This window comes from Bacillus sp. FSL L8-0528 (genome assembly GCF_038593085.1).
Classification (GTDB): Bacteria; Bacillota; Bacilli; order Bacillales; family Bacillaceae; genus Bacillus; species Bacillus paralicheniformis.
Map to the genome: position 1 here is coordinate 3,255,647 of NZ_CP151961.1, position 20,781 is coordinate 3,276,427.

The 20,781-nt window shown below is 44.6% G+C and carries 20 protein-coding genes and 1 tRNA gene; 4 read left to right on the forward strand and 17 right to left on the reverse strand.

Annotated features, from left to right (window positions below; all coding sequences use genetic code 11):
- Positions 1-60: 60 nt before the first annotated feature.
- From MHI30_RS16630 to MHI30_RS16665, 8 genes are all read right to left on the reverse strand, one after another.
- A tRNA-Ala gene (locus MHI30_RS16630) sits at positions 61-133 on the reverse strand.
- Between the two features lie 114 nt (positions 134-247).
- Entirely contained in the window at positions 248-1,234 is a 987-nt protein-coding gene (locus tag MHI30_RS16635; RefSeq protein WP_003184713.1) for an ADP-ribosylglycohydrolase family protein, read from the reverse strand.
- A 226-nt stretch (positions 1,235-1,460) separates the two neighbouring features.
- Positions 1,461-2,096, reverse strand: a complete 636-nt coding sequence (locus MHI30_RS16640; RefSeq protein WP_025807450.1) for a hypothetical protein — start codon at positions 2,094-2,096, stop codon at positions 1,461-1,463.
- A gap of 16 nt (positions 2,097-2,112) precedes the next feature.
- Positions 2,113-3,786, reverse strand: coding sequence for a glycohydrolase toxin TNT-related protein (locus MHI30_RS16645; protein WP_017474932.1), 1,674 nt, complete (start codon positions 3,784-3,786; stop codon positions 2,113-2,115).
- Positions 3,787-3,805: 19 nt separating this feature from the next.
- Complete coding sequence (locus tag MHI30_RS16650) at positions 3,806-4,129, reverse strand: hypothetical protein (protein WP_003184717.1); 324 nt, start codon at positions 4,127-4,129, stop codon at positions 3,806-3,808.
- Positions 4,126-4,833, reverse strand: coding sequence for a DUF5081 family protein (locus MHI30_RS16655; RefSeq protein WP_003184719.1), 708 nt, complete (start codon positions 4,831-4,833; stop codon positions 4,126-4,128). Before MHI30_RS16655 ends, MHI30_RS16650 begins: the two co-directional genes overlap by 4 nt.
- Positions 4,834-4,850: 17 nt before the next feature.
- Positions 4,851-5,201, reverse strand: a complete 351-nt coding sequence (locus MHI30_RS16660; protein ID WP_075751239.1) for a WXG100 family type VII secretion target — start codon at positions 5,199-5,201, stop codon at positions 4,851-4,853.
- An 18-nt stretch (positions 5,202-5,219) separates the two neighbouring features.
- On the reverse strand, positions 5,220-5,579 hold the full coding sequence (locus tag MHI30_RS16665; RefSeq protein WP_075751819.1) for a hypothetical protein: 360 nt from the start codon (positions 5,577-5,579) through the stop codon (positions 5,220-5,222).
- 294 nt (positions 5,580-5,873) lie between these two features.
- Between MHI30_RS16665 and MHI30_RS16670 the strand changes: the two genes are divergently transcribed.
- Entirely contained in the window at positions 5,874-6,083 is a 210-nt protein-coding gene (locus MHI30_RS16670; protein ID WP_075751240.1) for a zinc ribbon domain-containing protein, read from the forward strand.
- A 22-nt stretch (positions 6,084-6,105) separates the two neighbouring features.
- A complete protein-coding gene (locus MHI30_RS16675; protein ID WP_020452736.1) occupies positions 6,106-6,279 on the forward strand; it encodes a hypothetical protein in 174 nt (57 codons plus the stop codon).
- Between the two features lie 19 nt (positions 6,280-6,298).
- Here the strand turns inward: MHI30_RS16675 and MHI30_RS16680 are convergent, their stop codons facing one another.
- Both MHI30_RS16680 and MHI30_RS16685 read right to left on the reverse strand, forming a co-directional pair.
- Complete coding sequence (locus MHI30_RS16680) at positions 6,299-7,780, reverse strand: alkaline phosphatase family protein (protein ID WP_075751241.1); 1,482 nt, start codon at positions 7,778-7,780, stop codon at positions 6,299-6,301.
- A gap of 16 nt (positions 7,781-7,796) precedes the next feature.
- Complete coding sequence (locus MHI30_RS16685) at positions 7,797-8,930, reverse strand: glycosyltransferase (protein WP_075751242.1); 1,134 nt, start codon at positions 8,928-8,930, stop codon at positions 7,797-7,799.
- 99 nt (positions 8,931-9,029) lie between these two features.
- Here MHI30_RS16685 and MHI30_RS16690 point away from each other — a divergent pair, with 99 nt between their 5' ends.
- Entirely contained in the window at positions 9,030-9,578 is a 549-nt protein-coding gene (locus tag MHI30_RS16690; RefSeq protein WP_075751243.1) for a hypothetical protein, read from the forward strand.
- Between the two features lie 45 nt (positions 9,579-9,623).
- On the opposite strand, the gene MHI30_RS16695 is transcribed toward MHI30_RS16690, so the two are convergent.
- The 3 genes from MHI30_RS16695 to MHI30_RS16705 form a co-directional block, all read right to left on the reverse strand.
- A complete protein-coding gene (locus tag MHI30_RS16695; RefSeq protein ID WP_154495516.1) occupies positions 9,624-10,439 on the reverse strand; it encodes a metallophosphoesterase in 816 nt (271 codons plus the stop codon).
- A gap of 126 nt (positions 10,440-10,565) precedes the next feature.
- The gene (locus MHI30_RS16700; RefSeq protein ID WP_075751244.1) at positions 10,566-11,396 is read right to left on the reverse strand and encodes an undecaprenyl-diphosphate phosphatase; all 831 of its coding nucleotides are present in this window, start codon (positions 11,394-11,396) and stop codon (positions 10,566-10,568) included.
- Between the two features lie 82 nt (positions 11,397-11,478).
- Positions 11,479-12,624: an AI-2E family transporter gene (locus MHI30_RS16705; protein ID WP_075751245.1), complete on the reverse strand. Its 1,146-nt coding sequence runs from the start codon at positions 12,622-12,624 to the stop codon at positions 11,479-11,481.
- A 212-nt stretch (positions 12,625-12,836) separates the two neighbouring features.
- Between MHI30_RS16705 and MHI30_RS16710 the strand changes: the two genes are divergently transcribed.
- The gene (locus tag MHI30_RS16710) at positions 12,837-13,823 is read left to right on the forward strand and encodes a Gfo/Idh/MocA family oxidoreductase (protein WP_075751246.1); all 987 of its coding nucleotides are present in this window, start codon (positions 12,837-12,839) and stop codon (positions 13,821-13,823) included.
- 44 nt (positions 13,824-13,867) lie between these two features.
- On the opposite strand, the gene MHI30_RS16715 is transcribed toward MHI30_RS16710, so the two are convergent.
- From MHI30_RS16715 to MHI30_RS16730, 4 genes are all read right to left on the reverse strand, one after another.
- On the reverse strand, positions 13,868-14,392 hold the full coding sequence (locus MHI30_RS16715) for a type 1 glutamine amidotransferase domain-containing protein (RefSeq protein WP_065643711.1): 525 nt from the start codon (positions 14,390-14,392) through the stop codon (positions 13,868-13,870).
- Positions 14,393-14,524: 132 nt separating this feature from the next.
- On the reverse strand, positions 14,525-16,507 hold the full coding sequence (locus MHI30_RS16720) for a methyl-accepting chemotaxis protein (protein ID WP_145699655.1): 1,983 nt from the start codon (positions 16,505-16,507) through the stop codon (positions 14,525-14,527).
- A gap of 133 nt (positions 16,508-16,640) precedes the next feature.
- Complete coding sequence (locus MHI30_RS16725) at positions 16,641-18,626, reverse strand: methyl-accepting chemotaxis protein (protein ID WP_075751247.1); 1,986 nt, start codon at positions 18,624-18,626, stop codon at positions 16,641-16,643.
- A 145-nt stretch (positions 18,627-18,771) separates the two neighbouring features.
- Complete coding sequence (locus MHI30_RS16730) at positions 18,772-20,754, reverse strand: methyl-accepting chemotaxis protein (RefSeq protein WP_075751248.1); 1,983 nt, start codon at positions 20,752-20,754, stop codon at positions 18,772-18,774.
- Positions 20,755-20,781: the final 27 nt, after the last annotated feature.

Sequence of the window (20,781 nt, forward strand, 5' to 3'; positions counted from 1 at the left end):
GAAAATGGCTCGCGAAAAAAGGCAACAAAAAAACCCTTGAATGATCAAGGGTTTTAAAGATGGAGCATAGCGGGCTCGAACCGCTGACCTCTACACTGCCAGTGTAGCGCTCTCCCAGCTGAGCTAATGCCCCGTATATTTGAGACATGATTTATTATAGATGGAATTTTGGAGAAAAGCAAGTGGTTTTTGATGTGAAAAAGAAAATGCTCTGTCAGCCGGCCATTTTCTTTTTCACATAGACAATCTATCGCTCCGATTTTTCAAAGCAGAACTGAATGAACCTTTCAGACAAATCCAGAATGTCTTCTTTCCTTGCCAAGGCAGCGATCCATTCTTCCGGGATGCTTTTCATTTGATCATACATTCCAGCCATCGTACCTGTAATAAAGGCAATTGTATCTGTGTCTTCCCCTAGGTTCACTGCTTCCAATACGGCATCAGAATAACGGTCTGAATTGAGGAAACACCACAATGCCGCTTCTAAAGAGTGCACAACATAGCCGTCTGACATAATGTCTTCTCTTTTAACTCTCGCAATGTCATCATTAAGTATCCTCTTATACGCAGAAAACTCATTTTCATACTCGGTTCCTCTCAAATTCTCCAGACAAGAATGAACAGCTTGTTTATATGCCTCTTCAGGAGAATGATCAAATAAGTTTATTAAAAATTCTATATAAATGAAGCATCCCAGCGTTGATCGGGGATGACGATGTGTAATAAAGGCCCACCGTTCGATCTCAGCTTGCCTTTTTGAAAAATCGGATTCGTTCCATAGTGTAAAAGCCAACGGAGATATTCTCATCAACGCTCCGTTTCCATTATCGAACTCAGTTGCTCCGCCGCATTGTTCAATCGGAACACCCCTTTTGAAACGCTCGATTGCATCATCAGTGGCTCTGCCAATATCAAACATGCTGCCGTATGGAGTCCAATACCCTTCCCGATACGCAGCAAACTTTTTCATCAATTCGGTCTCATCTTTTTCTTCGATCAGATTCTCCATTAAACACAAAGTGAGTGATGTATCATCTGACCATGTTCCAGGCGGCTGATTATATGTCCCGTACCCTGTCATTCCAGTTATATTTAAGTTTCTGGCTTTAAATTCCACAGGGACGCCCAGTGCATCACCGATAATTCCGCCAATGATAGTGGAGTACAGTCTTTTTCTAAAGTTAGATAAATGGTTATCTTCGTTCCACTGAAACGGTATTGTTCGTCTTTTCATTTGGCACACCTGCTTTGTTAGATAATCTTTAAAACGCATGGAGATCGATTTCCATGCGTTTTAGTTTTTTTGCTCTTCATTTTTCAAATTTCGGTTTAGAAAATCCATTTAATTAATTATTAAAAAATTCACTAACTATTCTATCTAACTTGTCGTTTCCTTTTTCATTTTCAGAAAGATATTAAATTAAAACAAAACCCTCTGTTATAGTGACCGATGAAAAATTCTACGAAAGAAAAGTATTTATGTCTCCTTCAGAGAAATTATTTGCTATTCCTTCAGTTTCCAACAAGTTTTTCACTTCATTTTCAAATTGATAAAGCAAATAAACTTTTTTGAACGCAATAAACAGTGCTCTTTGATTTTGGATTGCTACTGTAGATTGAATCACATTACCTTTATCGTTGACAAAAGAGACAATTGAACTTGTTTCGTCTTTCTTCTCTAGCATAATCGCTCTATTTTTTACTTGTGATTGTCCCAAAACAAATAAAGAAGCAGGGATCCCTAATATATACATGCCTTCAAAAAGTTTACTTTGATCGAATGTAGGTCCACCTATATCCAACTCTTCATGTTCCATCACAAAAAGCTGAAACTTTTCTAAAAAATAAAAAGAAGATAACCTATCCAATAAAAAGTGTTTTGCCCCTTCAACTTCATTGTCAAATTCTTTTGTTATTTGCAAATAAGGATTATTTTGTCTTTCAACCATAAACAAACCATAAACCCATTTATCTTTGTCTTTCTTCAATATATAAAAATTTTCATACGGAGCAACATTCTCTTTAATGCAACTATCTTCAAGAGTAGTTGATTTCCCCAACTTATTCAAAATTTTATGTGTTTGATTAATATTCACTAAAAGTCCACCCCTTTTATTTAATTTCCCTTATATAACCTAATTTCAATAAATTTTCGACGGTAGCTTCGAACAATTCACCCGTTTCTAAATGCTTAATTTTTGTATTTCCTGTGAAGTATTGAATGCCTCCTCCAGGCCTATCAAACCAAGGAGCAATTTTCCCACCTTCGACTTCAAATTCTATTAATATTTTGTATTTATGATAAGGTGCATCATCACTATGTAAAGCTAAAGCCCTTTGTTCGTATGGAATCCCCGCTGGAGAAACAAAGGTTCCATTCGGGCCTCCATATCTATCAATAATGGTTCCTTGTTCTAGTTTCATTTTCACAGGCTCACCATCAAATCCGTTATTTGGCGGCCAATTGATGTCTCCAGTCTCTTGATTATAGTATTTGGGATTATCATAAACCTCTTTGTATTTTAAATATTTTTCTTCACTTGGAGGATAAGACCAGCCTTCCAGTTTTGCCTTATCTGCTTTACTTATTTCTTTAACAGCTTTGCTGGATCCAGCCTCAATCTCCTTCTCAACCCGCTGAATCGAATCCTGAATCTTCGTTTTCGAAGCCTTATGGGCGTCGTTGACGTGGGCGGAGTAATTGGACCCTTTTCGGACGAGGGTGCCGCCTGCTCCTGCTTCCGCACCGCGGGCAATATCGCTCAAAGCGTCGGCGCTTTTGGCGAATTGTTTTTTAATGGCGAAGCCTGCGTCGTTGAGCCGGTCTTGAGCTTTCAGCCCATTCACCTTCATGCGGTTCGCCCAGATGTTTTTGCTGTCTTTAAGAGATTGTACCATATGTTCTGTTTTGCTTGAAATTTGGCCGATTGTGGCTGCGCTTTTAAATGAGCCTTTCGCCGCGGCAGCGCCTGGGATGATGTCAAGGGCGCCGAACACGCCTCTTTCAAACCTTTCGCCTGTGTTTAACTCCCGCTGCGTCATCCAGTCTTTTCCTGTTGCCGCGCTCGCGATATTGGCTCCTCCGTAGGCGACGGCCACCGTGAGACCTGCCGGTGCGCAAAAGATGGTGAGCACGATAATGCCTGCTCCGGCCAGAAGATCCCGCCATAATTCCTGATTCTTTTGGACATCGCCGATTGATTCGTATTCAAATCCGCGGGAAGAGGCAATCGCTTTCGTGTATTCTTCATACGATAACTCAATGTCGGGGTGGTTGATCTGGAATTCTTCAAATTCTTTGCTCAGTACGTGATCAAACGATTCCGAGTCTTTGAAGATATCATTTACGCTCACTTTCGCTTTGTCGGTTTCAACCGCTTGCTTGGACATGCCGTATCCGACGTAAGTGGTTTCCTTGGAGCCGATCCGGTTTACGGTGGTGTAATTATGTATGGTCAGTCCGCGCATTTTTTCGGCGAACGCGTCTATTTTTTTATAAAAAGGGCTGTCAATGTGGTCTGCCACCAAACTGCCGGCTTTCAGGCAAAAGTCGGCCAGCTTTTGATAATCCTTAAACAGTTCCTCGATCTTGCTTTTTTTGCTGGTGTGGGTAAAGCTGATCGACCTGTCGCTGTCCTTGTCTTTGATTTTGGATTCGATATCTTCCAAGAGATCATTGAGTTTTATAAGGCCGGATTTCATACCGCCGCCGTATTGGCCGCCCGTCAGCGCATCAAGACCGTCTTTCATGCCCTGCCATTCTTCCGGTACGTATTTCACATCCATTTAGATGATCGCCTCATTTCTATTTCTGAATCTTGTAGAGTTTTTGGAGCTCTTTATCTGTTTCATACATTTTCTCCATCGCATAACTGACAATGTGGGAAGCTATACAGTAATTATCAAACAGCTCCATCGTCTTTCCGAGAATATCCGCGTAGCTTTCAATCGCTTTTGATGCTTGTCCGGCTTTATAAAAATCGGATTCTGAGAGGTTTTTGATTTCCTTCTGAACCCCTTCTGTATAAATATCGCAGATGCTTTTCAGCTTATTGGAAATGGTGATCATTTCTTCAAACTCGAGATGGATGTTTGTACCGCCGCCTCCTGCTCCGCCTTCTGCATTCATATCATCGCCCTCCCTGCTCTGAAATTGATCTGCAGTGCATCATAGATCCGGTTGTTCATGATATAAAGGCTGATCCATTCATATCGATCATTTAAAGGATCAACCGAGATGAAGTCTTCGCCTTTTGTAAAGTAAAGTGTTGTCGTCTGGAAGCCGGGGTCTGCCGGTTTTTGCTGTGAGGCTAGCTTGAACGTTTCCACAGCAAGAACTTCTTTTTCATCAAGATTCATTGCCCTGACTTCCGCTTTTTCAGCGGCGCTCATCGGTTTTGTCAAAAAGGCGCGGTCTTGATCACGCGGCTCCCTTACTAAAAATGACACCTTTGAAATGAGCGATAAATAAACTTCGCGCTTTTCCACATAATCTAATGTGTACCCTTTGCCCGGGCTTATTTCAGTCAGGGCGATAACGCGCTCCTCGTCGTCCGGCAGAAATGCGCACATCACGTTATTAAAGCGCACGTATTCTCCGCTTTCTTGGTAATGTTGCAGCAGCTTAATCAGAAAAAAAGCGGTCTTGGTCAGCTTGCCTTCCTTTAAAAGAATGCCTTTTTCAATCAGGCTGTCCTTTGCTTTTATTGCACAATCCGGCTCGACCAAGGCCAGCTGTTCGCGTTCCGGAAGACCGAATATGTAGGAAACTCCGGCTGCTCCTGCTAAAACATACAGTTCTGCCGCCGACAGCGTATCTGCTTTCACCTGCATGTCATTCTCCTTCCCTGTTATAAGTTTTTGATCTCCTGCACTTCACTGAGCTTTGAAAAATCGTCGATGTGCATTTGCAGCGCATCTAATGCAGCCGTATGATCTTTCAAGGCGTCTTTCATGTCGGCATTCAATTCGATAATCAGCTCAAGGTAGCTTAAAAATGCGTCGCGGGTTTTTCCGCTCCATTTTCCGCTTTCGACATACGCTTTCAATTCCTTTGCTATTTTCAGCGAGTCGCCGACATGTTTTTCGATCGCTTTCGCATGGGAATGCGCTTTTATTGTTCCATTGTGTGAAATTTTCACAGTCTCTCCGCTTACTTTCGGATTCGCGGCTTGATAGTTATAGTATCCATATCCGTCCATGACTCGGCTGTTCCTCCTCTACGCCTTTTTCTCTTCAGCTTCAGCTTTTGCTTTATAATACTCCCACTTGCTTTGCGCCTTCGTCTTGGCGCTTTGAATGTCATCGACCATATCTTTAAAATGCTTGACCAATTCCTTCAGCTTGGCATCTTTTTCATGGCGTGTATCCTCAAATTCGTGGGAAGGGATTTTCAAGTCCGGGAGATTGCTGTGGTATGCCTTTAAACTTGCATCAATTTCTGCTAATTTCGTCTTGACATCGCTTTCTTTATCAGATAAAAAGTCGTATAAATTTTTATACTCGTCGCGTTTTCGTTCATTTTCCGTGTAGGATATGTGCAAAAAGTTGCCTACTGAATCCCAAAAACCTTCGCTCAAAGCAGCTTCCCCTTTCATTTATCCTAGTCAATAAAAACTATTTTCCTGTAGTGGATGATATTGTAATAGGTTTATCTTACAGGATGGTCCTAGACGATTGAATAGGTTAAAAGGATTGTTTTTTTCGACAGAAACATAAAATTACCGATCTTCGAGAGATTTTTATAAGCAAAAAGAATCAGTCTGTTTTCCCCCTCTTTTCCGGCCGGTCATTTCCTGAGAAATATTTTCTTTTGAAGAACATTCCATTATAATGAAGTTGGTTGGATTTTACATCGTGAAAGGAGAAGCGCTATGCGTGAACATAGAGGATGTATCAAGTGCGGAAGCACAGATGCGGGGCAAAAAGAAATCGCGACGACCGGCACCGGCCTGTCAAAATTTTTCGATGTGCAGCATAACCGTTTTCTCGTCGTTTATTGCAAAAACTGCGGGTATTCGGAGCTGTACAATAAACAATCTTCAACCGCCGGAAACATTCTCGACCTGTTCTTTGGAGGATGACGGCCCGAAAGGAGAAACGGTTATGAGAGAAAAATACGGATTATTGATTGCCATATTTATTTTGGCTTTATGTGTGCACTCCAATATCGTCGTAGAACATGCACTCTTACAGGCGATCATAAAAACAGTCTCACTATTTGTGATGATCGCTTCGGCGCTTGCAGCATTTGTCAAAGGCATCAGACAGCCGTCATAATCACTGGAGAGGGGGTTAGTTATTGCCCCGTTCCCAGTGATTTGACTAAATCGAGAATCCATTCTTTCACGTCGACAAGACGATTGTATGCCGGCTTTGTATCGGTTCCGGTGATGATCATGGATACGAGGGAGTCCTGCTTGTGCAATGCACCGTGGCTGGCTCCTCCGACATGCGTCGGCGACCCTTCGCCGATAAATTCGTATCCAGGCTTTGCATTGGCGATCAAATAGTCGCCTTCATGAGAAAAAAATGAAGTGTACAGTCTCGCCAGCGCATCAGGAAATTTCCCGTATGAAATGCAGTTCCGTTCGACTGTCAAATCGAGAATGTTTACATCCCCTTCCAGCGTCCACGTTTGTCCAAATTCGTCCGTGCATTTGCCTCCCGGCCGAAATGTGAGCTTCCCGTGCTGCTCCCCCGAAACGGCCTCAATTGAATCCGCTTCATTTTTCCAGCAGATGATGTCGATCCGTTCGTCCTTTTGCAGAATGTCCGCTATCCTCTTGAGCGGAAGCTTCGCTTTATCGAGCGAATAGATGAACGCCATTCTTTCGTTAACTGCAAGAACGATGTCGTCATCGGCCGTCACACCTTTCTTTAATTTCACAATGCGAAAGGCGTCCAAAAGGCTTCTCAAATCAATCAATGCTTCTTTTTTATTGCCGCTGATCCAGGCCTGTCCGTTGTCCCCCATCACGATCCAAATGTGATCCTTTAAAGCGGCTTCCCATGACGAAAAACTGTCTAAAATCCTTTGAACATGCCGGTCGGCTTTCGCCACCCCCGCTGCGTCGTTCCTCCCGTGTTTATGCACGTGCTGGTCGAGATCGGGAAAATAGACGAGCGCAAGAGGCGGTACTTTGTTTGTTTGAATCAGATAGACCAATTCATTGGTTGAAAATCGGTCGTTAAAACCGAATTTTTTGAAAAGCGAGCGGTTGGCCGGATTCACTTTGGAAAAACCGCCGTACGAAAACAGCTGGGATGCGTTGATTTTGACTGACCGGTTTAATCCGGAAATCATTGAAAAAAGAAAGGGAATCTGCAAATAGCCGTCCCGGCTCCCCCTGTGCAAGAGCGCATTGATCGAGCACGTTTCGATTCCTTTTTCGTCAAGCTCTTCGTGAAGCGTCTTCACCTGTTGGCTTAAATGAACCTGATTCAGATTGTAAAAGACGTCTCTGGAGGATTGTTTGATGCCTAATTTCAGAAGCTCTCGAATGTGGCTGCCATAATTGATAATCCGTTTTTCCTTCGCGTTGTACCACACAAGGCCAGGCACTTTGTGCTGGTCGCTGTACACCCCTGTAAGCAATGTGCTGTCGACATTGACAGACATCGTCGGAAAAGGGCTGATCATATCAGGCACATAACGCCCGTTTTCCAGTAAATATTGCAGTCCAGGAGCCTGTCCGTTTTTCACGGCTTCTTTGAGCGGTTCATCCATTAATGAATCGATCAGCAACATGACGACTGATTTCTTGCTGCTCTCAGACATCGTTCTTCCTCCTCCCTTATACGTGAGCATTCCCTAAACCGCTCCGGTTATGAATGATCCCGTCTAAAATATCGCTGAAATCACGGTCCGATTTTTCGCGCAAATATTGATCGACGCTCATTTGATAGCGCCTGATGTCTTCATCCGAACGGAAAAAGGAAAGCAGCTGCTGTTCAATCGGCTGCTGTTTTTGCTGATTCAGTTCGATGACAAGGTTTTTCTTTTTCAGAATATCGAGATTCATCTCTTCCTGTCCGGGCAGCGCATGATAGATGAAAACAGGGAGCTGTTTTTCAATGCACTCGCTGATCGTGACGCCGCCGGGCTTCGTAATAATGCCCGACGCCTCCCCGTATAAGCGGTTCATTTCTGCTTTGCTTTCGATATAAGGCAGCGCTGTAATGTATGGATTGTTTAAATCATGAACATACCGGTAGAGCTTTCGGTTTTTTCCGCATAGTATTTGGTATGCGACATCCCCATTCGGCGACAGCTCCTGCACGAGCTTAAAAATACCGCCCACCCCCATGCTTCCGCCGGTTATGAGGATGTTGCAAACCGCTTTTTTGTCCCCGTCCTGCTCAGGATTTCTCTCCGTTTTATAGGAACGGTGCACGGGTATTCCGGTCAGAAAAATCTTCTCTTCATCAACGCCTTCTGCGATCAGCTGTTCTTTGATATCTTTGATCGGCGCAAAATGATAATCAATCTTTTCTCTTCCCCAAATTCGGTTGACGAAAAAATCGGTATAGACATTGACCACTTTCATGTCGGGAAATTGGCCTTTTAAGCGGTTCAGCAAATAGGAGGGCAATGCATGCGTACAGAACACGATGTCAGGCTTTTTTTCTGCAATGATCTGCTGCATGTCTTTCAAAAAGATCACCTCATACAAGAGGTGGCGCTTCGCCGTTTGATGGCGCCCGCACGCCAGGAGATGATAGACCGAGCTGTAGACTTTCGGAAAATACTGAATCCATGACAAATACGCCGCAGAGGAGGCTTTTTCAAGCCGCCGATAAGCATGTGAAAAAATGTCGATTTTTTCACATTGATGGGATTTGAGAAGCAGTTCTGCCTGCAGCGAATCAGCAACGTGATGATGACCGGTGGAAATGCTTAAAAAAGGGAAAATCAGAATCTTTGTCATCTCCATCCTCCATTTCAGAAGAAAAATGTTTTCCATTTATATTTTTCAAATATCCAGCCAAAATATAAGTGTATTTTTTCAGGAAAGGAAAGTGGCGACTTGAGAAACTGTTTTTTGTCAATTTGGAGTGTAATTGACCCGTTTTATTATTTTTTTTCAAGACTGACACTCATTGACCAAACGAAATCGAGCATTTTTCGCGTCCGTCTCACAAGGTACAAAGGGATCGATGTGGTGTTAAGCGATGGGACGGTTATTAAGAATAACGATGTTCTGATCAAAATTCATCTGCATAATATTAAGCTGATTAAAGAGCTACAAAATATTGAGAGCGCTGTCAGAAGAGGCATCCTCATTTATCAAAAGGCGTACTTTTCAATGCCGATCCTGGCCGAATATGTTAAAAACCATCACCGGACAGACCAAATCAAAGGCATCATCGGCATTACCACACTGCATAAAGGCGTTGAAAGGCTCGGTTTTGAAGCCGTTGAGCCCGCAAACCAGTTTTACAGAGTCTTTAAAAAACTGACGCAGATTCCGATTTTATATTTAACAACAAAGCAATTTTCTCTTCGTAAAATCCCTCCTTCCCAATATTTGTTTATCTCGAAAGAAAAATTGTTCAAGTCCTATCTGCAGAAATAACAAAAAAAGAGACTGATCCCTCAAAACAGGAACAGCCTCTTCTTTTTATGAAATGTGATGGAACGTCATTTCCGGACGGCTTCCAATGCGGATATTCGCTCCCGTCTGGCCCAATCCCTCGCTGATATAAAACGGTTTGTCATGATGATAGTGAAGACCTTTAATCATATTCATTCGCACAAGCTTTCCCATCTTCAGAAGATGATAAGGCTTCGGCCAATGAATCTGACCGCCGTGAAAGTGTCCTGACAGAAGATAGTCAAAGTGAAATTCCTGCATATCAAGCACAACGTTCGGATCATGCGTCAATACAAGGTTGTACCCTTCCTTCAGCTCTTTATATGAAGCGGCAATATCGCTTCGCTTCGTGCTGTAATCATCAATCCCGATAATGTTGAGTGCCTCACCTTCCACTTCAATCGAGACATGCTGATTTCGAAGGGTGATGCATCCGTTATCTTCCAGCACACGTTTCAGCTTCCGAAAGTGTTCACCTTTCAATACGTAGTCATGGTTGCCGAATACAGCGTACATCCCGTATGCCGGCTTTAGTTTTTGCAAAGCTTTTAAGTAGTTTGCAAGCTTTGGTATATTTCGTTTCCTATCAAGAAAATCTCCTGTTAAAGCAATGAGATCCACTCGTTTTTTATTGGCAAGTTCAAGAATCTGTTCAGGTGAAATCGAAATGTTTTCTAAATGAAGATCAGACAGATGAAGAATGTTCAGCTTTTTCTTTAAAGCGGGAGCCTGGACGCGCTCGACCGAAATCGTGTTGGCTTTCACATCTTTTGTATTGTGGTTCGCTTTATAAAAAATAGGCATTAAACCTAAGATAATCAATAGACATGCGATAATAAACATTTCAATATCTCCTCCCTCTTACTAGTATAGTAAGTTGGCAGGCAATTTTATAGTGGGAAATAATAGGATATCATTCTTTTCACCTATAATAAAAACCGATTTCCAGCTGGAAATCGGTTCGTAATTTTACAGAAACAAAATGAACAGAAGAAGCCCTAAAATGATGCGATAGATGGCAAACGGGACAAGCTTGATCTTATTGATCAGCCTGAGGAAAAAGCGGACGACAAAAAGAGCGACAATAAAAGCGCTGATAAACCCTGTAATAAAGAAAGGAAGCAGGTCTGCACTTAAATATGCCCAGTTTTTAATTAAAGAGAGCAGGCTGGCTCCCATCATGATCGGAATCGCCATGATGAAGGTGAAATCGGCGGCCGCTCTGTGGTTCAAGCCGAGAATAACACCGCCCGAAATCGTCGAACCCGAGCGCGAGAAGCCCGGCCAGAGCGCCAGACATTGAAACAGCCCCATACCGAGCGCCTGCTTATACGTCATCCGGTCAACCGAATCTGTCGTCTCCGTGCGCCGGTTAATCCAGTCGGCCCCGAGCATCAGCACCGCGCCGGCGATGAGACCGACCGCAACGGTGTGTACGGAAAACAGGTACTGATCAATATAGTCTTCGAATAAAAAGCCGAGCACAGCGGCGGGAACAAGTCCTACAGCGATTTGGGCAATGGAAAGGCGGTTTCCCGATTTTTGCTCTTCCGTCATGTTTTTCTTCACACCTAAGAGGTTGAGAATCCGGTCTTTAAATACGATGGCGACAGCGAGGATGGAGCCGAGCTGAATCACGACTTTAAAGGTATTCGCCGCCTCAGGCGTGAGCAGTTCTTTCGATTTCAGCCAGACGTCGTCAACAATGATCATATGCCCTGTTGACGAAACAGGGGCATATTCTGTTAATCCTTCAACAATTCCGAGTATGATGGCGACAAAAATATCCCAAATATTCATATGTCATTCCTTTCGCTTCATAAAACTTGTCCTCTAATAAACTATTTATATCGCCTTTAAAAGCCGATTATGCAAGCGGGATTTAGACTTCTTCGTTTTTTTCATAAAGGTGTGAACGCTGTTTAAACCATTCAAACAAATGCGTGACCACCACTTTGATGACCGCGTATCCGGGGATGGCGAGAATGACGCCGATCACGCCGAACAGCTTGGCTGCCGTCAGCAGCACAAAGATGATCGTTACCGGATGGATGTGCAGGTTTTTTCCCATAATTTGCGGCGAAATAAATTTTCCTTCAAACAGCTGCACCACAGTCCATACGATGATCAGCTTCACAAGCATAAACGGGGAAGTAACCAGGGCAATAATGATTGCCGGCGTGATCGCAATCGTCGGTCCGAGATACGGAACGATGCTCGTACACGCCGCCACAAGGGCCAATAGAGAAGCGTAATCAAGACCGATGATCATATATCCGATAAACAATAGGCAGCCGATACAGAAGCTGACGATGATCTGCCCCCTGATATACGAACTGAGCCGGTGATTCATCTCGGACATCATCACATACGTCTGTTCCCGCAAGCGGACCGGTACGAGCTTCAATATAAAGAGCGGCAGTTTTTTACCATCTTTCAATAAGTAAAACAGGATAAACGGCACGGTCACAATTGAAATCACGACTTCTGTAACAGCGCCTATGAACGTTCCCACTCCGGTAAATGTGCTGTTTAAAATTGTGGTGGCCTGATCGGATAATTTGCTTGCCAAATCGGTCAGATTGATGTTCAGCGTCTGCTGGACCTGATTAAAAAACTGGCTTCCGATCAGCTGTTTAATTTGGTCTTCCACAATGTGGACATACCTTGGGAAATTATCGACAAGGCTTGTGATCTGTTCCCTTAATAGCGGGATAACGGAGACGATCAAAATCGTGATCAGACCGATGATCACAATATAGAGAAGAAGAATCGAATAAATCCTTTTCACATTTTTCCGCTCTAGAAAATCAACGATCGGATTTAACAAATAATAAACGACACCTGTCAGCACGACTGGCAGGGCGATGGTTTCTATAAGAACGATGAAAGGCGTGAAAATAAACGATGCTTTTGTAAATACAAGGATGTTCAATCCGATCAAGAGCAGAACGAGCAGAAACAGGACGAATTTATTGTCTAAAAAAAACTTCTTAAATCTGCCGCCCCACATATTCAAAGAGTCCATGGCGATCCTCCATTAACGTTGGTTTTATACATTAAATTGTACACTATTACTCCTCATACTAAAAATAAAATCATTGCTATTGGTCTTTTTTTCCGCTTGCAAACGTTTGTTGATGATATACATATACGCCGGTGTTTCCGGGTTTTTGTCTTTCACCGGCAAAAGCAAACACTGTATAATAAACATATCCTACATCTGAAAGGGGAAATAGTATGATACGGTTCGGGGTAGTCGGAACAAATTGGATCACCGACCGGTTTCTTGAAGCGGCCCGTTTGATCGGCGACTTTCAATTAACCGCGGTATATTCAAGGAGCGGGGAGCGCGGACGTGAATTCGCGCAAAAATACGGGGCCGAGGCGGTTTTTACCGATATCGGCGAAATGGCTGAGAGCGATGTTATTGATGCGGTATATATCGCAAGTCCCAACTCTTTACATAAAGAACAGGCCGTCACATTCATGAAAAGCGGAAAGCACGTCCTGTGCGAAAAACCGCTTGCGTCCCATGCCAAAGAAGCGGAAGAAATGGTAAAAACAGCGCAGGAACACCGCGTGACATTTATGGAAGCGATGAAAACGACGTTTCTTCCGAATTTTAAAAACATCGGACGCAACCTGCACAAAATCGGCAAAGTCCGCCGTTTTACAGCCAGCTACTGTCAATACTCTTCCCGCTATGACGCCTATAGAAACGGAACCGTCTTAAACGCATTTAATCCGACTTTATCGAACGGTTCCCTAATGGATATCGGCGTCTATTGCGTCCATCCCGCAATCGTCCTGTTCGGCAAGCCTCTCGAAATCAAAGCGAACGGGCTGATCCTTGAGTCGGGGGCGGACGGTGAAGGAACGGTGCTGTTAAAATACGAGGAGCACGAAGCCGTTTTGATGCACTCGAAAATCTCCAATTCCTTCACTCCTGCTGAAATACAAGGGGAGGAAGGCTCTATCGTCATCGATAAAATCCACCGCCCTGAAAAAGTCGACATCCGCTATCGGGACGGACGGGTTGAACATCTTACCCTGCCTGATGATAAACCGGCCATGTTTTATGAAACAGAGGAATTCATCAATTTAATGAAACAAGGGCGGATCGAGTCTTCGCTTAACACGTTTGAACGCTCTATAGACACCTTGGCGGTCATGGATGAAGCGCGCAAACAGATCGGTCTCGTTTTCCCCGCTGATCAAAAGTAACAAATGAGCCGCCTCGACTCGAATGAACGGGCGGCCCGTCTGTTTTAGGATTGCGCCAAAAGATCGGCAAAGGCTTTGACATAGATCGGCAAGTCCGGCGGGCGGCGGCTTGACACGATATGACCGTCGATGACCGCTGCTTCATTCACCCATACCGCTCCGGCATTTTCCATATCGTCTTTAATCCCCGGTGTGCTTGTAACCTTCCTGCCTTCCAATATTCCTGCAGAAATCAGCACCCAGCCGGCATGGCAGATTTGTCCGATGGGCTTCTTCCTTTCGTTGAACCACCGAATCATCTCCAGTACCTCGGGATATCTTCTGAGCTTGTCAGGCGCCCAGCCTCCCGGAACCAGAACTGCGTCGTATTCCTCAATGTTCACGCTTTTCAGCTCATAATCGGAGACAGCAGGCACGCCGTATTTGCCCTTATATTCATGATCCGCTTTTTCACCAATGAAATGTACGATCGCTCCTTCTTCCCTCAACCTTAAAACTGGATACCACAGTTCTAAATCTTCGAATTCATCGCTGACAAGCGCGATCACTTTCTTGCCTTCCAGTCGCATGATTTATCCCCTCCTGTACAACTAGTGTACGATAGATGACAGTCTGTTTAAACCTATTTATACCCTTCCCCGTTCATTTTTAAAAATGCTTTTCCCGCGCAAAAGGCTGCCGGATTGCCGGCAGCCTGATGTTTAGTCAATCTTAAATTTTTTCGTCAAATCGCGCAGTTCTTCAGCCATTTGTTCAAGCGTAGCCGCAGAAGAGCTGATTTCCTCCATTGAAGCGAGCTGTTCTTCAGCAGAAGCGGCGATGTCTTGAATGCTTCCTGAGCTTTCACGCGATACGTCTGCAATTTCTTCAACCGCTCCCGCGACTTGCTGTGATCCTTCTGACAGCTCTTCAACTGCCGCATTCATCGTCTGCAGCTTGCCCGCGATTTCGTTTGTCATGTCATAAATCTGTTTAAAGCTTGTATCTGTTTCATCTGTGATGGTAAGTCCCGACTGTACTTCACGGTTGACGTCCTGGAACATGTCCAGCGACTTTCCGATCTCATTGACGATTTCCTGAATGAGCGCCTCGATTTCTTTTGCCGATGACGCGGATTGCTCAGCCAGTTTGCGCACCTCTTCGGCAACTACTGAAAACCCTCTCCCGGCTTCACCGGCTCTTGCGGCTTCAATTGCAGCGTTCAACGCGAGCAGATTCGTCTGGTCTGCGATACCGTTGATCACCCGCAGGATTGCCGTTATGTCTTTTGATTTGCTTTCAAGTCCTTTCACGACGGATTCTGCTTGTTTAACGGAATGATCGATGGAATTCATTTGTCCGACCGTTTTTTGAACAAGCTCTCCGCCTGTACCGGCAATGTCCGTCGATTGAATAGATGATTCTGTAATCGATGCTGAGACTTTGGACATTTCATGCAATCGGCTGTTCATGTCAGCCAGTTGCTGCGCACTGATTTCCACTTTCTCATTTTGGCTTTCGTTTCCGTTTGAAAATTGTTCGATCGCAGATGTAATATGTTCTGTCGCCTTGCTTGTCTGATCCGCGCTCGCGGTCAGCTGCTCTGACGAAGAAGCGACGTTTTCAACCGATGTCTGAATGACGCTGATTAAAGAGCTCAGCGATTCGGCCATTTCGTTGAAGCTTGATCCGAGCTGTCCGATTTCATCTTTTGAACGGACAGTGATTTTTTGCGTCAAGTCGCCTCCGCTGATGCTTTTCGCAGAGGAAACGAGTTCGCGGAGAGGACCTGTGATCGATCTGATGATGAAAATCATAAGAAGCACACCGATGATGATGCTGACGCCCAACGTAATCAAAGCTGCATTCAACACAGGCTGTGATGCTTCTTTTAATTCAGTGATATACATGGTTCCGCCGATTTTCCAGCCGGTCAGTTTATTGGTCGCAAATGCCATCTGCTTTTCGCCGTCAAGCGTATATTTGATTGTTCCTTTGTCATTGGCGTATACTTTTTCAACCCAGCTGCCTTCGATATCTGAGCCCGCATCATGTTTCGGGTGGGCGACAAACTTTTTATCAGCGCTGGTGATAAAGGCAAAGCCTTTTTTCCCGATGGTCACGCGTTCTGTCGCTTTAATGAGCTCTTCGATTTTCATATTGACGGCGACCACGCCGGATCCGTCTTCATGCATCTTGGCGATGGTGATAACCATCGTTCCGGTTGACGCTGTTTTGTAAGGGTCTGTAATAATGACTTCGCCCTTGTGTTCGGCGGCTTTTTTATACCAGTCCCGCTCTACCGGATTATATCCGCTCGGCATTTCCTGATCCGGGTAGCGGATGAACTTTCCGTCCTTTGATCCGGTAAAGATCCCTTCAACATCGGGATGGAGCTTAGCGAACTGTTCGAATTTCACTTTTAAAGCGTCGCTTTCTTTTCCTTTAAAAGAGTTTTCTTTAATGAACCCGCTGAAATAGGACATGGCGTTTGTTTTCTGGCTGATATTCTGATTGATGATTTCGTTCAGCTGATTAACGTTTTCGCGCGCATTGTCCATGATTTCTCCGTCAAGCGTACTGCTTGCCGTTTGATACGCGCTATAGGAGAGGACGATGATTGGAACGGTTAAAATAAGCAAGAATGAAAGAATTAATTTCTTTGCAATAGAGGGACGTTTCACCCAATTTATAATATTTGACATAGAATTGTTGACTCCTCTTTTCTGTTATATTTCTAATATCGGATTCTTTTAAAAGTTTTTATACGCATTTTATAACTTTTTATAGTCTAAAATAACTAAAAAAACATCCGGAGGAAAACCGGATGTTTTAAAGCTATTCAATCTTAAATTTCCGTGTCAAATCACGCAGTTCTTCAGCCAGCTCCGCCAATGTGGTGGAGGAAGCGCTGATCTCTTCCATAGAAGCGAGCTGTTCCTCGGCTGAAGCAGCGATGTCCTGAATGCTTGCCGAACTTTCTTTCGATACATTAGCGATTTCTTCGACCGCGCCCGCGACTTGGCGGGAACCTTGCGTCAATTGTTCGACAGCGGCATTCATCGTCTGCAGCTTGCCTGCGATATCATTGGTCATATCGTAAATCGTTTTGAAGCTTGTCTCTGTTTCATCTGTGATTCGAAGTCCTGACTGTACTTCATGATTGACCGATTTGAACATGTTCAGGGAGTTGTCGATTTCCTTGACGATTTCCTGAATTAAATGTTCAATTTCCTTCGCCGAACCGGCGGATTGTGCGGCGAGCTTCCTGACTTCTTCAGCCACTACCGAGAAGCCGCGGCCCGATTCCCCGGCCCTTGCCGCTTCGATCGCGGCATTGAGCGCGAGCAGATTCGTTTGATCGGCGATTCCGTTAATCACGCGCAAAATGCTTGTGATGTCTTTTGATTTGGCTTCGAGCCCTTTGACAACCGCTTCCGCTTGCTTGACAGACCGATCGATCGAGTTCATTTGACCGACCGTCTTTTGAACAAGCTCTTCCCCTTTGCCTGCAATCTCAGTCGATTTCAGCGACGCATCGGTAATCGCGGCTGATGTTTTCGACATGTCATATAACCCGTCGTTCATTTCATTCAGCTGATGCGAGCTTGCTTCGACTTTTTCTTTCTGGCTTTCATTACCGTCAGAAAACTGTTCAATGGCCATTGTAATATGCTCAGTCGCTTTGCTTGTCTGCTCTGCGCTTGCATGAAGCTCTTCAGATGAAGAAGCTACATTGTCAACTGATGATTGAATGACGCTGATTAAAGAGCGCAGCGATTCGGCCATTTCATTAAAGCTTGTACCGAGCTGACCGAATTCGTCTTTTGAACGGACTGCGATTTTTTGCGTCAAGTCGCCGCCGCTGATGCTCTTTGCGGATGACACGAGCTCGCTTAACGGCTTGCTGATTCCGCGGATAATGAAGTAGATGAGAATCCCGCCGAGCACGATCGCGGCTGCCAAAATGATGATCGCCATGTGGAAGACAGGCTGAGCGGCCTCTGATATCTCATCAGTGAACATCGTTCCGCCGATTTTCCAGCCGGTCAGCTTGTTCGTCGTGAAGGCCATTCTCTTTTCTTTTCCTTCAAATGTATATTGAAAATCACCTTTTTCACTGCCGTACATTTGTGCAACCCAGTCGCCTTTGCCTTCGGTTCCGGCTTCGATCTTCGGATGGGCGACATATTTTTTATCATTGCTTGAGATAAACGCAAAGCCGCTTTTTCCGATGTTGACGCGTTCGGTCGCTTTGATAAGTTCATCGATTTTCATGTTAACGGCAACAACCCCTGAGCCGTCCTCCGTCTGCTTTGCAATCGTGATGACCATCGTTCCGGTTGACGCCGTTTTATAAGGGTTTGTGATGATCGCTTTTCCTTTATTTTCAACGGCTTGCTTATACCAGTCCCTATCCGCCGGGTTATAATCTTTCGCCATTTTTTCAGCGGGATAGCGGATGAACCTGCCGTCTTTTGAACCTGTGTAGATCGCTTCTACATCCTGGTTCAGCTTGGCGTACTGCTCGAATCTTTCGACAAGTGATGCGTTCCCTTTTCCTTGATAAAGCTTTTCATTCACCCAGCCGCTGAAAAAGGAGACGGCCTGCTCTTTCTTTCCGATATTCTGGTCTATGATCTCATTCAGCTGTTCGACATTATCGCGCGCGCTTCTCATGATTTCCGTTTCAAGAGAGCTTCCCGCCGTTTGGTACGCACTATAGGATAAGGCCAAAATCGGCAAAGTTAAAACCAATATAAAGCTGAAAAACAGCCTTTTTGAGATAGACGGACGTTTAAGCCAGTCCAATACCTTTTTCATTTGATATAACTCCTTTAGCTTCTAGATTATGAAACTAATATCGGAGCTTTCATTTACTTTTGCATATTAAAAAACTTTAAAAAGTATTTCTGAAGATTCTTAAAAAAAGGGCTGAAAAAAGAGGCTGACAAGCAGCCTCTTTTCATCAAATTGTAAACTTTTTCGTTAAGTCGCGCAGTTCTTCAGCCATTTGTTCGAGCGTCGCAGCGGATGAGCTGATTTCTTCCATGGAAGCCAGCTGTTCTTCCGCTGAAGCAGCGATGTCTTGAATGCCGGCAGAGCTTTCACGCGATACGTCGGCGATCTCTTCGACCGCGTCGGATATTTCGTGAGAACCTGTTGATAAATGCTCTACGGCGGCGTTCATCGTCTGCAGCTTGCCCGCGATTTCGTTTGTCATGTCGTAAATATGTTTAAAACTCGTTTCCGTTTCTTCCGTAATTTCGAGTCCTGACTGTACTTCTTGGTTGACCGATTTGAACATGTTGAGCGAATGTTCGATTTCCTTGACGATATCCTGAATCAGCGCTTCGATTTCTTTTGCCGATCCTGCTGATTGGGCCGCAAGCTTTCTGACTTCTTCAGCGACAACCGAGAATCCTCTGCCTGATTCGCCGGCCCGCGCTGCCTCGATGGCGGCGTTCAGCGCCAGCAAATTCGTTTGATCGGCGATTCCGTTTATGACGCGCAGGATCGCGGTGATATCTTTCGATTTCGCTTCAAGCCCTTTGACAACCTGTTCGGCCTGTCTGACGGACCTGTTGATCGAATTCATCTGCCCGACGGTTTGTTGGACGAGCTCTCCGCCTGTTTCGGCAATTTCCGTCGATTTACCCGAGGATTCTGTAATCGATTCTGACACGCCTGCAATTTCATTCAGCTTCTCATTCATTTGGCTGAGCCGCTGGGAGCTCGCTTCGACTTTTTCATTTTGACTTTCAGCGCCGCTTGAGAACCGCTCGATGGCTAATGTAATGTGCTCGGTCGCTTTGCTTGTCTGGTCCGCGCTTGCCGTCAGCTGCTCTGAAGAAGACGCCACATTGTCGACCGATTCTTGAATCGTGCTGATCAGAGAGCGCAATGAGTCAGCCATTTCATTGAAGCTTGTGCCCAGCTGGCCGAATTCGTCTCTTGAGCGGACATCGATTTTTTGTGTCAGATCTCCTTCGCTGATGCTTTTTGCAGAAGAGACGAGTTGATTTAAAGGCTTGCTGATCGCGCGGACGATAAAGTAAACAAGGATGCCGCCGAGAATAATCGCGCCTGCCAATGTCATGACTGCCATGTGAAGCACTGGCTGGGCAGCGTCTTTAATCTCCGCTGTGTTCATCTTTCCGCCGATTTTCCAGCCGGTTAGTTTGTTTGTCGTGAAGACCGTTTTCTTTTCTTTGCCTTTTTCATTGAAGGTGAACAAGCCGCTCTCTTTGCTGAACATTTGCTCTGTCAGATCAGCTTCTGCATCTGTGCCGGCTTTTATTTTCGGATGGGCGACATACGTTTTCCCTTCACCGATGATGAATGCATAGCCAGTTTTTCCGATGCTGATGCTGTTTGCCGATTTGATCAGCTTGTCAATGTTCAAGTCAAGGGCGACGACCCCAGAACCGTCTTTATTCTGCTTGGCTATCGTGACGACCATATGGCCTGTTGATGCAGACTTATAAGGTTCAGTTACAATCGTTTTTCCTTTTTCCTGGACAGCCTGTTTATACCAGTCACGTTCTACCGGGTCATACCCGTCAGGCAGTGGAGCATTCGGATATTGTGCGTAAACACTATCTTCCGATCCGGTGAAGACGAGTTCAACATCGGGATTCTGTTTTGCAAACTGCTCAAACCGTTGTTTAATGGCAGTCTGCCCTTTCTCTTTGTACGCTTTTTGATCAATCCATTCGCTGAAATACGCAATAGAAGTCTCCTTGCTGCCGATATCTTGTTGAATGATGTCGTTCAGTTCATCGATATTGTCTTTCGCACTTCTCAAAATCTCATCCTCGAGCGTGCTGCTGGCCGTAAAATATGAAGTAACCGAAAGAACCAAAATCGGAATTGTTAAAATGAATATAAATGAGAAAATTAATTTTTTAGAAATAGAAGGACGTTTCGTCCAATTTAAAAGCTTTTTCATGTGTGATTCCCCTTTCTCTACTTTTAT